At 73.6% G+C, this 12,140-nt stretch carries 10 protein-coding genes; all 10 read left to right on the top strand.

The features are described from left to right. The first annotated feature begins 176 nt into the window (after positions 1-176). The 10 genes from ACFWI4_RS40390 to ACFWI4_RS40345 all read left to right on the top strand — a co-directional run bounded on the left by ACFWI4_RS40390 (position 177) and on the right by ACFWI4_RS40345 (position 11,927). Entirely contained in the window at positions 177-1,805 is a 1,629-nt protein-coding gene (locus tag ACFWI4_RS40390; RefSeq protein ID WP_387206583.1) for an MFS transporter, read from the top strand. A 292-nt stretch (positions 1,806-2,097) separates the two neighbouring features. Next, complete coding sequence (locus ACFWI4_RS40385; RefSeq protein ID WP_385408442.1) at positions 2,098-2,511, top strand: DUF3151 domain-containing protein; 414 nt, start codon at positions 2,098-2,100, stop codon at positions 2,509-2,511. A gap of 182 nt (positions 2,512-2,693) precedes the next feature. Beyond that, on the top strand, positions 2,694-3,539 hold the full coding sequence (locus ACFWI4_RS40380) for a tryptophan 2,3-dioxygenase family protein (protein ID WP_385408440.1): 846 nt from the start codon (positions 2,694-2,696) through the stop codon (positions 3,537-3,539). Continuing rightward, on the top strand, positions 3,532-4,734 hold the full coding sequence (gene kynU / locus ACFWI4_RS40375; protein WP_387206581.1) for a kynureninase: 1,203 nt from the start codon (positions 3,532-3,534) through the stop codon (positions 4,732-4,734). Before ACFWI4_RS40380 ends, kynU begins: the two co-directional genes overlap by 8 nt. Before the next feature lie 171 nt (positions 4,735-4,905). After that, on the top strand, positions 4,906-5,874 hold the full coding sequence (locus ACFWI4_RS40370) for an alpha/beta hydrolase family protein (RefSeq protein WP_387206579.1): 969 nt from the start codon (positions 4,906-4,908) through the stop codon (positions 5,872-5,874). 518 nt (positions 5,875-6,392) lie between these two features. Then, a complete protein-coding gene (locus tag ACFWI4_RS40365) occupies positions 6,393-7,319 on the top strand; it encodes an alpha/beta hydrolase (RefSeq protein WP_387206587.1) in 927 nt (308 codons plus the stop codon). Between the two features lies 1 nt (position 7,320). Next, complete coding sequence (locus tag ACFWI4_RS40360; protein WP_387206585.1) at positions 7,321-8,532, top strand: acyltransferase; 1,212 nt, start codon at positions 7,321-7,323, stop codon at positions 8,530-8,532. A 67-nt stretch (positions 8,533-8,599) separates the two neighbouring features. Then, entirely contained in the window at positions 8,600-9,961 is a 1,362-nt protein-coding gene (locus ACFWI4_RS40355) for a sensor histidine kinase (protein ID WP_387206577.1), read from the top strand. Beyond that, a complete protein-coding gene (locus tag ACFWI4_RS40350; RefSeq protein WP_385408430.1) occupies positions 9,958-10,638 on the top strand; it encodes a response regulator in 681 nt (226 codons plus the stop codon). Before ACFWI4_RS40355 ends, ACFWI4_RS40350 begins: the two co-directional genes overlap by 4 nt. 68 nt (positions 10,639-10,706) lie before the next feature. After that, positions 10,707-11,927 carry a cytochrome P450 gene (locus ACFWI4_RS40345; RefSeq protein ID WP_387206575.1) on the top strand — a complete coding sequence of 407 codons (1,221 nt, stop codon included), beginning with the start codon at positions 10,707-10,709 and terminating at the stop codon, positions 11,925-11,927. Positions 11,928-12,140 lie beyond the last annotated feature (213 nt).

Here is a 12,140-nt window from a genome sequence, read left to right as displayed (position 1 = left end):
CGGCGGCCGGTAGGCCCCCGCGGGTGACCCCGCCCTGGCCCGCCCCGCTTCCCCCGGCCACCCGCATCATTTAGGGGCGGGGGGGCCGCCGGGGGCCCGGGCCCCCCGGCACGCCCGCACCCGGGGAAGGGCCCGGCACCTGCCACGGTGCCGGGCCCTTCCGTATGCTCCGAGGTATGGCTGTGCCAGCGCGCGACGCATCGGACGGCAGACCCGCGGACGGCGGACCGGCGGTCCGGATCGGCTCCCCGACGGGGAAGTGGATCCTGCTGGCCACGGTCCTCGGCTCCAGCATGGCCCTGCTGGACTCGACCGTCGTCAATGTCGCCCTGCCCACCATCGGCCGTGACCTGGACGCGAGCCTCGCCGCCCTCCAGTGGACCGTGAACGGCTACATGCTGTCGCTGGCCGGGCTGATCCTGCTGGGCGGTTCCCTCGGGGACCGCTTCGGCCGCCGGAAGATCTTCGTCCTCGGGGTGATGTGGTTCGCCGCCGCCTCGCTGCTGTGCGGGCTCGCTCCGAACGTGGACGTGCTGATCGCGGCCCGTGTCCTCCAAGGCGTCGGCGGGGCGCTGCTCACCCCCGGGTCGCTGGCGATCATCCAGGCCTCCTTCCATCCCGACGACCGGTCCCGCGCCATCGGCCTGTGGTCGGGTTTCGGGGGCGTCGGGGCCGCGGTCGGACCGTTCCTCGGCGGCTGGCTGGTGGACGGTCCCGGCTGGCGCTGGGTGTTCCTGCTGAACATCCCGGTCGCGCTGGTGTGCGCCCCGGTCGCCCTGCGCCACGTCCCGGAGTCCATGGGGGCGGGCTTCAAGGCGACCGCCACCGGGGCAGGGACGGGGACCGGGGCCGGGACGGGGACGGGGACGGAGGGGGCGCATCGTGGCTTCGACGTCCTCGGCGCCGTCCTCGGCGCCCTCTCGCTCGCCCTGGTGACGTACGCGCTGATCGAGGCCAGGGGCGGCTCCCCGCTCGTGCCGATCGCGGCGGTCGCGGGCGTGGGGGCGGGCGTGGCCTTCGTGTACGTCGAGCGGCGCAGGCCCGACCCGATGATGCCCCTGGACATCTTCGCCTCGCGCCAGTTCACGGCCGTCAACCTGGTGACCCTGTGCGTCTACGCGGCCTTCGGCGGCTTCTTCTTCCTCACCGCGCTCCAGCTCCAGGTCGTGGCGGGCTACTCGGCGCTCCAGGCCGGCACCGCCCTCCTGCCGACCACCGTCCTGATGCTCCTCTTCTCCGCCCGCTCCGGCGAACTCTCCCAGCGCATCGGGCCGCGCATCCCGCTGACCGTCGGGCCGCTGCTGTGCGCGGCGGGCATGCTGCTGATGCTGCGGGTCGGCAAGGACGCCTCGTACGTCGCCGACGTGCTGCCCGCGCTGCTGGTGATGGGCCTGGGCATGGTGACCCTGGTCGCCCCGCTGACCGCGACCGTCCTGGCCTCCGTGGACACCGGGCGCGCCGGTCTCGCCAGCGGGATCAACAACGCGGCGGCCCGTGCGGCCGGGCTCGTCGCCGTGGCCGCGCTGCCGCTGCTGACCGGGATGGGACCGGAGGCCTACCGCTCGGCGGACGCCTTCGACGCGGCCTTCCGCCGGGCGATGCCGCTGTGCGCGGGGGTGTTGGTCGTCGGGGCGGTGCTGGCCTTCACGACCGTCCGCCGTCCGGCGCCCGGCTGTCTGCGTCCCGAGTGCCGCAGGCACGGCTCGCTGACGGCACCCCCACTGGAGCCGGAACGCTCCCGGGGCGTCCTCGGCACCCCGGGTCCCCGGAGCGCCGGGCCGTCCAGCACTGATCCGGCTTCGTGACCACGCCGGGTCCGTCGGTCCGGTGGTCCGGTGGTCCGGCAGTCCGTCGGTCCGTCGGTCCGGTGGTCGGGTCACCGGTGGTCCGTCAGTCCGGTGGCCCGGTGGCCCGGTGGCCCGGTGGCCCGGTGGTCCGGTGGTCCGGTGGTCGGGGCCGGGTGCCCTCCTGGTTCGGCCTGGACACGTTCGGTGGGCGTTCGGTGGGCCCGGATCCCGGTCCGGCCGCGGAACCGATCGTTCCCCACCGCGCCGGGCAACCGTCACCGATCACGCACGATGCAGCAGACTGGAACCCATGACGATTCACGAGAACCTCCTCGGGGGACCGCCCCCGACCCGTCTCCCCGACGACCCGGAGCCGCGCGAGCTCCTCGCGAACGGCACGGCCCCCGCCGACGTCGCCGCGAAGTACCCGACCTCCTCGCTCGCCTGGGCGCAGCTCGCCGACGACGCGTTCGAGCGGGGCAGCGTCGTCGAGTCGTACGCCTACGCCCGTACCGGCTACCACCGCGGTCTCGACTCCCTGCGGCGCAACGGCTGGAAGGGGCACGGTCCCGTGCCCTGGGAGCACGAGCCCAACCGTGGCTTCCTTCGTGCCCTGCACGCCCTCGCCCGCGCCGCGCAGGTGATCGGCGAGCAGGAGGAGTACGAGCGCTGCTCGCAGTTCCTGAAGGACTCCTCGCCGACGGCGGCCCAGACCCTGGGCTAGGGCTGAATCCTCGGCGCGGGGACCCTCCGTGAGGGCTCCGGAAACAGGTCCGCCTGGTGTGACCAGGCGGACCTTGCGGTTCCGGGGGACGATTGTGGAGGATGCCCGGTGGGGACCGGGGCCCCCGTGTCGGTAACGGCAGGGGCGGACCGCTACCCGGAGCACGATTCAGGGAGACAGCGATGTCCCACCAGGCTCAGCCCACGCAGGCTCAGGAGCCCGAGACCCCGCATCTCGACTTCCAGGGCACGACGCCGTACGAGGACTACGTACAGGCGGACGTGCTCACCCACCTCCAGCACACCCTCTCCGACGACCCCGGAGAGATGGTCTTCCTGGTGACGACCCAGGTCATGGAGCTGTGGTTCACGGTCATCGTCCACGAGTGGGAGACGGCGGCCAAGGCGCTGCGCGCCGACGACGTCCCCGTCGCGGTGGCCGCGCTGAAGCGGTCCGTACGGGAGCTGGAGGCGCTCAACGCCTCCTGGCGCCCGCTCGGACAGCTGACCCCCGCGCAGTTCAACTCCTACCGGTCGGCCCTCGGCGAGGGCTCCGGTTTCCAGTCGGCGATGTACCGGCGCATGGAGTTCCTGCTCGGCGAGAAGTCCGCGTCGATGCTCGTCCCGCACCGGGGCGCGCCGCGCGTGTACGCCGAGCTGGAGAAGGCGCTGCACGAGCCGAGCCTGTACGACGAGGTGCTGCGGCTGCTCGCGCGGCGCGGCCACGCGATCCCGGCCTCGGTGCTGGAGCGTGACGTGTCGCTGCGCTACGAGCCCGTGCCCGAGGTCCAGGCCGCCTGGACGGCTCTGTACTCCGGTGACGACAGCGACGAACTCGCCCGCCTCGGCGAGGCGTTGACCGATGTCGCCGAGCTGGTGTGGCGCTGGCGCAACGACCATCTCGTCGCGACGCGGCGGGCGATGGGTTCGAAGACCGGTACGGGCGGCTCCGCCGGGGTGGCCTGGCTGGAGAAGCGCGCGCAGAAGAACGTCTTCCCCGAGCTGTGGACAGCGAGGTCCTATGTCTGAGCGAACCCCCGAGTCCGTGCTCGCCGCGCGCGCGGCCGAACTGGACGCCGCCGACGAACTCGCCGCGCTGCGCAAGCGGTTCGTGCTCGACGACGTCGTGTACCTGGACGGGAACTCGCTCGGCGCGCTGTCCGTCGAGGTCCCCGGCCGGGTCGAGGACGTCGTGCGCAGGCAGTGGGGCGAACTGCGCATCCGCTCCTGGGAGGAGAGCGGCTGGTGGACCGCGCCCGAGCGGATCGGCGACAGGATCGCCCCGCTGGTCGGCGCGGCGCCCGGACAGATCGTGGTCGGCGACTCGACCAGCGTGAACGTCTTCAAGGCGCTGGTCGGCGCGGTGCGGCTGGCGGGCGAGGGGCGCGACGAGATCCTCGTCGACGCGACCACGTTCCCGACGGACGGGTACATCGCCGCCTCGGCCGCCCGGATGACCGGCTGCGAGCTGCGGCCGGTCGACCCGGACGAGCTGTCCTCGGCGCTCGGCCCCCGCACGGCCGCGGTGCTGCTCAACCACGTCGACTACCGCACGGGCCGCTGCTACGACCTGCCCGCCCTCACCGCCGAGATCCACGCGGCGGGCGCGCTCGCCGTCTGGGACCTGTGCCACACCGCGGGCGCCCTCCCGGTCGGTCTCGACGAGCACGGTGTCGACCTGGCGGTCGGCTGCACCTACAAGTACCTGAACGGCGGCCCGGGTTCGCCCGCGTACCTGTACGTCCGCGCGGACCTCCAGGACCGTTTCGATTCCCCGCTGCCCGGCTGGAACTCGCACGCCGAGCCCTTCGCGATGAGTTCGTCGTACGAGCCCGCGCCGGGCGCGCTGCGCGGGCGGGTCGGCACGCCGGACATCCTGTCGATGCTGGCCCTCGAGGCGGCGCTGGAGGTGTGGGACGGCGTCTCCGTCGAGAGCGTCCGCGCCAAGTCGCTCGCCCTGACGGACTTCTTCCTGGAGTGCGTCGCGGCGTACGTGCCCGAGGGCCGGGTCGAGTCGGTGACCCCCTCCGCCCACGCGGAGCGGGGCAGCCAGGTGGCCCTGCGCTGCGCGGACGCGGGCGCCGTGATGAAGCGACTGATCGAGCGGGGTGTCGTGGGCGACTTCCGGCACCCGGACATCCTCCGCTTCGGTTTCACCCCTCTGTACGTCGGCTTCGCGGACGCGGAACGCGCGGCGAGGGTCCTGGCGGAGACGCTGGGCTGAGCCCCGGGTACGGGAAGGGCAGGGGCGGAGGGGGCGAAATCCCCTCCGCCCCTACCCGTACGCCGGGTATGCGAAGGGCTCGACCCCGGACACCGGCCTGATACCGTCCCCGCAAACGGCCGAATTGTTCCCTCGTCCGCCAAATCCGTTTCACCGCTGAGAGGTTGGAGCATGCAGGACGACGCCGCATCCCGGGACGGCGACGCCGCCGCCATCGCGCGCGACGCCGCCGAGGAGGCGTCCGCCTTCTCGCACCCGGCCGTGGACCCCGACATCACCCTGACGTACGGCGACCACCCCGACCAGGTGATCGACTTCTACGCCCCGCGCGATCCCGATCCGGCGGTCCCCGCCCCGCTCGTGGCCGTGCTGCACGGCGGTGCCTGGCGTGCCCCGTACGACCGGCGTCACGTCACCCCTTTCGCCGACTTCCTGACCCGGCGCGGTTTCGCCGTGGCGAACATCGAGTACCGCCGCGGAGAGGCCCCGGCTCCGGCCGGGTCCGTGATCCCCGCGCAGAGCGGCCCCGCGGACGCCCCGGGCCCGCCCGGGACCGACGCGGTCGCCGGGGCGCCGGTCGCCGGCCGCTGGCCCGACACCTTCGACGACGTGGCGGCCGCCCTCGACGCGCTGCCCGCGCTCGTCCGCCGGGCGCTCCCGCAGGCCGACCCCGGGCGGATCGTGATCACCGGCCACTCGGCGGGCGGCCACCTGGCGCTCTGGGCCGCGGCCCGTCACCTCCTGCCCGAGGACGCGCCCTGGCGCACGGACCGCCCCGCACCCCTGCGCGGTGTCGTCGCCCTCGCGCCGATCGCCGACTTCGAGGTCGCCGAGAAACTCGCGGTGTGCGGCGGAGCCTCCCGCCAACTCCTGGGCGGAGAGGCCACGTTCGCGGAGCGCCTGCCCTACGCCGACCCGGTGCGGCTGCTGCCCACCGGCATCGCCACCACCCTCGTCCAGGGCCGCGCCGACCTCGTCGTACCGCAGGCGGTCGCCGAGTCGTACGCGGACGCGGCGGCCAGGGCCGGCGAGGTGGTGGGCCTGACGCTGCTGGAGGACGTCGGCCACTTCCCCCTGATCGACCCGGCCGCGGACGCGTGCGCCGTGGTGGCGGAAGAGATCGCCCAACTGGCCTGGTAGTCAAGCCTGTTGCCCGACCCCTGTCATACCCGTAGTACCTGAGAGGTACGTCTCCAATGGGGTCCGCAGCGGGACGCGGACGACAGACGGCGATCCGTAATTTCCCTCCCAGCGACGCCCGACGACCGGGCGGACGGGGAGGGACGGACACCATGGACCACCGCTCCACACCGCCCGACGAGCGAATCCCGAACACCCCCGAGACCCCGCCCCCGGAGGACCGGCACCCGGAGGACCGGCAGTCTTCGGGCCGACATCCCGGGGACCGGCAGTCCGCGGACCCTCACGCCGAGGGCCGGGAGCCTGCGGGCCGGCATCCTGACGACCTGCACCCGTCGGCCCCGCCCCCGGAGGACGGACAGCCTGAGGACCCGCACCCCGCGGACCCGCACCCCGATGCCCAGGGCCGGGCGGTCCCGTGGCCGGGACGTCCCCAGGCCCGGGACCGGGCCGCATCTCGGCGGCGGCGGGCGTCGGCCCGTTCCGCGCCGGCACGGTGGACGGAACTCGCCCGCCGGCTGCGGCGGACGCTGCTCGCCGCGCTCGTCACCGCCGCAGTCGTGATCCCGGTGTCCGCCGCCGCCCGTCCCCGGATCCCCGCACCGGCGCCCGCGGTCCTCGCCCCGCCGACGGCGGCGAACCTCGACAGCACGTACGAGGCGAACCGGGCGGACGCGGCGGAGGCGGCCCGGATGGCCGCCGCCCACGGCGACCGCACCCGCGCCGCCGCCGACCGGGCCCTGGCCGTGCCCGCCCGCCGTCTCCTCTCCTTCGACGGCCGGGGTCAAGGCCGGGCCGTCGAGGTCTTCGGCGATCTCGCCCACGCCGACCGGGTGGCCGTCCTCGTCCCGGGCTCCGACACCACGCTGGAGACGTACGGCCGGTTCCGCGCCGGCGCCCTCGCCCTGCACCGGCGCCTCGGCTCCCGCGGCGCCGTCCTCGCCTGGCTCGGGTACGAGACCCCCGGCACCGTGAGCACGACGGTCCTGACGACCGGCCGCGCCGACCGAGCGGCCCCCCTGCTGAAGACGTTCCTGCACCGGCTGCGCGGAGTCGTCGGCCCGTCGGCGCACCTCTCCCTGATCTGCCACTCGTACGGCTCGGTGGTCTGCGGCCGAGCCGCCCCGGGCCTCCACGTCAGCGATCTCGTCGTCATCGGCAGCCCCGGCACCGGCGCCCCCTCGGCCTCCGCCCTGCACACCTCCGCCCGCGTCTGGGCCGCCCGCGGCTCCGCCGACTGGGTCGCGCACGTCCCGCACACGAGCCTCGGCCTGTTCGGCACGACCGTCGGCTTCGGCACCGACCCGGTGTCCCCCTCCTTCGGCGCCCGCGTCTTCCGGGCCGGCACCGCGGGCCACAGCGACTACTTCGCGCCGGGATCCGAGTCCCTGGCCAACCTCACCCGCATCGTCCTCGGCGACACCCCGGAGGTGACCCGTGCGTGACCTGACCGGCACCACCGCCCCGAAAGCCCCGGCCCGCACGCCCGGCCCGACCCGGTTACGGACCGCGGTCCTCCGCCTCGACCGGGCCACCCCCGCGGAGCGGGACCGGGCCGTGGACGCCCTGCGCGCCCTCGCGATCCTCGGCGTGGTCCTCGGCCACTGGCTGGTGACCGCCCTCGTCACGGACGGCGGCGCGCTCCGCACGGCGAGCCCCCTGCGGTACATGCCCTGGCTGACCCCGGTGTCCTGGGCCTTCCAGACGCTCGCCGTGTTCTTCCTCGTCGGCGGCCACGTGGCGACCAGGAGCTACGCCTCGGCACGGGCCCGCGGCACGACGTACGGGCAGTGGCTGCGCGCCCGCCTGGGCCGGCTGCTGCGGCCGGTGGCCGCGGTGCTGACCTTCTGGACGGTGGCGACCGCCGGACTGCTCGTGTCCGGCGCCGACTTCCGCACGGTGCACACCCTGGTGAAACTGGCGCTGTCCCCGCTCTGGTTCCTCGTGGTCTTCGCCGGACTGACCGCGGCGACACCGCTGCTGACCCGGCTGAACCCCCTGTGGCCGCTGGCCGTCGTCCTCCATGTCGACGTCGTCCGCTTCGGCCTCGGCGGCCCGGCCTGGCTCGGCTGGGTGAACGTCGGGGCGGGCTGGCTGGTGCCGTACACCCTGGGCGCGGCCTGGACCCGCGGCGAGCTGGAGCGGCGGCGCGCGGGCTGGGTGCTGTTCACCGGCGGTGCGGTGGCCACCGTCGGGCTGGTGACCTGGGCCGGCTATCCGGCGTCCATGGTCGGCGTACCGGGGGCCGCGGTCTCCAACCTGGACCCGCCGACACTGGCCGCGGTGACCTTCGGCCTGGCCCAGTGCGGCCTCGCCCTGCTGCTGCGCGAGCCGCTGCGCCGGGGGATGCGGCGCCCGGCGCTCTGGGCCGGCATCGCCTTCGCCAACCTCTCCGCGATGACGATATTCCTCTGGCACCAGACGTCCCTGATGGCGGTGACCGCCCTCGGCCTGCTCGCGGGCCGGCTCCCCGGCCTGCACACCGTCCCCGACTCCCTGCTCTGGGTGGCCGCGCGGGCCGCCTGGCTGCCCGTCTTCGGCTGTGCCCTCACCCTGTGCTGGTTCGCCTTCAGCGTCCACGAGCGGGGTCCCCGCCGCCCCGCGGACCGTCCGTCCCGCGTGGTCCGCGTCCGGCGGACCCCTCCCCGTAGTACCTGAGACGGATCCCCGAGGACCCTCCTCGCAGGTGACGACCCCGCGCCCCGTCCGGCCTACCGTTCTGAACGTGACCGAGACGACCCAGACGCAGACGATGTCCCCGCCCCCCGGCGGCGCCGGGGCCAAGTCCCGCAGCCCGGAGTACCGCCTCGCGGCGGACGCCCTGCGCGGCCTGCGGCAGGACATGTTCCACGACGCCTTCGCCTACCGCCCGCTGCCCCGCATGCGCACGGACGGCCCCATCACCCGCCGCCTGTCCCCGGGCTTGCGCAGGTACGCCGCCTGGACCCCGCACGCGACGGTGGCCGCGATGGGCCTGCTGGCCATGGCCGCCGGTGACACCGCCGCCGGCGGCCCCGGCAGCGGACCGTTCGCGTCCCTGCTGTGCGGGCTCCTCGCCCTGCTCCCGGTCCTGGCGACCCTCGTCCGTCCGATCGGCGCCTTCTGGTTCTCGATCGCGGCGGTCCCGGTCGTCTCCGTGTTCGACGGCCGTTGGGGCGACTGGCCGTGGGCACCCGGCAGCTTCGTGGCGCACGTGACCGTGCTGACGGTCGTCGCCCTGCGGTCGCGTCCTCGCGTCGCGGCCTGGATGTGGCTGCTGACCGCCGCGTACAGCCTGACCGTCGAGACGGTCTTCGGCGCGGGGTACTACAGCGCGAACTCCTTCCCCCTCCTCTTCGTCTCCGCGCTGATCCTCCTGATCGTCACGGTCCGGAACATACGCAGGACGGCCGAGCGGGAGGTGACGGCCCACCAGACCGAGACGGCCCAGGAGCGCTCCCGGCGCACCCTGCTCGAAGAGCGCACGACGATCGCCCGCGAACTGCACGACGTGGTCGCCCACCACATGTCGGTGGTCGCCATCCAGGCGGAGGCCGCGCCCTACCGGGTGGAGAACCCGCCCCCCGAGCTGGAGCAGGCCTTCGTCACGATCCGCGAGAACGCGGTGGCGGCTCTGACCGAGCTGCGCCGGGTCCTGGGCGTGGTCAGGGCCGAGGACTACGAGGCGCCGGACGCGCCGCAGCCCACCCTCGCCGATCTGGACGGGCTCCTCGCCAACGTCCGGGACGCGGGTCTGACCGTGGAGAAGACGGTCACCGGAGCGGTGCGCGAACTGCCGCAGGGCGTCGAGCTCTCGGCCTACCGGATCGTGCAGGAGGCTCTCAGCAACACCCTGCGGCACGCGCCGGGAGCCTCGGCCCGGGTCGAGATCGGCTATGTGCTCGGCGGGCTCGGTCTGCGTGTCGTCAACGGTCCCGCGCCGGTGACGCGCCTGGAGAAGTCGACGCACGGGGCGGGACACGGCATCACGGGAATGCGCGAGCGGGTCACGATGCTGGACGGCGAGATGACGACGGGACCCACGGACGACGGAGGCTACGAGGTGACGGTGTTCCTGCCGGTGCCCTCGGGGGAGGAGAGCGGATGACGGGCGGCACGGGTCGCGCGATCAGGGTGCTGATCGCCGACGACCAGATGATGGTCCGCGAGGGCTTCTCCGTACTGCTCGGAGCGATGCCCGACATCGAGGTGGTCGGCGAGGCGGTCAACGGCAGGGAGGCCGTCGACCGGGTCCGCGAGCTGCAACCGGACGTCGTCCTCATGGACATCCGGATGCCGGAGATGAACGGCATCGACGCGACCCGCGAGATCGTCGCCGCGGACGGCGCCGCGAAGGTGCTGGTGCTGACGACGTTCGACCTCGACGAGTACGTGTACCAGGCGCTGCGCGCGGGGGCCTCCGGCTTCCTGCTCAAGGACGCCTCGGCCCGCCAGCTCGCCGACGGGGTGCGGGTCGTGTCGGCCGGGGAGGCGCTGCTCGCGCCCTCGGTCACCAAGCGGCTGATCACGGAGTTCTCCAAGCTCGCCGAGGAGCCCCGGATGTCGGCGGCGCACGGGGCGTACGGGGACCTGACCGACCGGGAGACGGAGGTGCTGGTGCTGATAGCCCAGGGACTGTCGAACGCGGAGATCGCCGAGCGGCTCGTCGTCGCGGAGTCGACGATCAAGACCCATGTCAGCCGCATCCTGGTGAAGCTGGGACTGCGGGACAGGACGCAGGCGGCGGTGTTCGCCTACGAGGCGCGGCTGGTCACTCCCCGCTGACGCCGTCCGGCGCCCGCGGTCCGGGTCGGCCCTGGTCAGCGGGGGGCGGGCCGGGCTAGCGTCCGTTCATGGCAGCTATGGAGAGTTCGCGGGCCTTCGACCCGTGGGATCCGGCCTTCCTGGCGGACCCGTACCCGGCGTACGAGGAACTGCGTGCGCGAGGCCGGGTGCACTACTACGAGCCGACGAACCAGTGGCTGGTGCCGCACCACGCGGACGTGTCCGCCCTGCTGCGGGACCGCCGGCTGGGCCGGACGTATCAGCACCGGTTCACGCACGAGGACTTCGGACGGACGGCACCACCGCCGGAGCACGAGCCGTTCCATGTGCTCAACGACCACGGGATGCTCGATCTGGAGCCCCCGGACCACACACGGATCCGGCGTCTGGTGTCGAAGGCGTTCACCCCGCGCACGGTGGAGCGGCTCAAGCCGTACGTGGAGGGCCTGGCCGGCGAGCTGGTCGACCGGCTGGTGGAGGCCGGCGGCGGGGACCTGCTGACCGATGTGGCGGAGCCGCTGCCGGTGTCCGTGATCGCGGAGATGCTGGGCGTCCCGGATTCCGAGCGGGCGCCTCTGCGGCCCTGGTCGGCGGACATCTGCGGAATGTACGAGCTGAATCCGTCCGAGGACGCGGCGCGCAGGGCGGTGCGGGCCTCGGAGGAATTCACCGAGTATCTGCGCGGGCTGATCGAGGCCCGCCGCAAGGAGCCGGCCGACGATCTGATCTCGGGGCTCATCGCCGCCCATGACGAGGGCGACCGGCTCACGGAGCAGGAGATGATCTCCACCTGTGTGCTGCTGCTGAACGCGGGGCACGAGGCCACGGTCAATGCCACGGTGAACGGCTGGTGGACCCTGTTCCGTCATCCCGCGCAGCTGGCGGCCCTGCGGGCGGACCACGCGCTGATCCCCACGGCGGTGGAGGAGCTGATGCGCTACGACACCCCGCTCCAGCTCTTCGAGCGCTGGGTGCTGGACGACATCGAGATCGGCGGTACGACGATTCCGCGCGGCGCCGAGATCGCGATGCTCTTCGGTTCCGCCAACCGGGACGCCGAGGTGTTCGGGAACCCGGAGACGCTGGACCTGTCCCGGACGGAGAACCCGCACATCTCCTTCAGCGCCGGCATCCACTACTGCATCGGCGCTCCGCTGGCCCGGCTCGAACTGGCCGCGTCGATGACGGCCCTGCTGACCAAGGCCCCCGGCCTGCGTCTCGCCGCGGAACCGGTCCGCAAGCCGAACTTCGTGATCCGCGGCCTGGAGGGCCTGCCGGTCGCGCTCTGAGGACGCGCCGTCGCTCGACCGCCCCTGCGAAAAGATCTTGACAGGGGCGGTTGACACGGCCCCGGCGGATCCGTAAAGTTCTTCGAGTTGTCACGGGACCGGAACGGTTCTGCGACGACACCTCCGCCGCTTCAGCGGCAATCAAACCACCAGCACGATCTCCCAGCCGGGATGAATTCGGCGTGCCCGAATTCAATTCGATTTGGGTCCGGC

The organism is Streptomyces sp. NPDC127038 (assembly GCF_042725875.1).
Lineage (GTDB): Bacteria > Actinomycetota > Actinomycetes > Streptomycetales > Streptomycetaceae > Streptomyces.
Note: the sequence above shows the minus strand (reverse complement) of the source record. Positions and strands in the feature narration are given on the sequence as shown.

What these genes read in the sequence shown, in the direction of transcription:
- ACFWI4_RS40390 (WP_387206583.1), top strand. Translation starts at nt 177, where the DNA reads ATGGCTGTGCCAGCGCGCGACGCATCGGACGGCAGACCCGCGGACGGC.
- kynU (WP_387206581.1), top strand. Translation starts at nt 3,532, where the DNA reads ATGTCTGAGCGAACCCCCGAGTCCGTGCTCGCCGCGCGCGCGGCCGAA.
- ACFWI4_RS40350 (WP_385408430.1), top strand. Translation starts at nt 9,958, where the DNA reads ATGACGGGCGGCACGGGTCGCGCGATCAGGGTGCTGATCGCCGACGAC.
- ACFWI4_RS40385 (WP_385408442.1), top strand. Translation starts at nt 2,098, where the DNA reads ATGACGATTCACGAGAACCTCCTCGGGGGACCGCCCCCGACCCGTCTC.
- ACFWI4_RS40380 (WP_385408440.1), top strand. Translation starts at nt 2,694, where the DNA reads ATGTCCCACCAGGCTCAGCCCACGCAGGCTCAGGAGCCCGAGACCCCG.
- ACFWI4_RS40345 (WP_387206575.1), top strand. Translation starts at nt 10,707, where the DNA reads ATGGCAGCTATGGAGAGTTCGCGGGCCTTCGACCCGTGGGATCCGGCC.
- ACFWI4_RS40370 (WP_387206579.1), top strand. Translation starts at nt 4,906, where the DNA reads ATGCAGGACGACGCCGCATCCCGGGACGGCGACGCCGCCGCCATCGCG.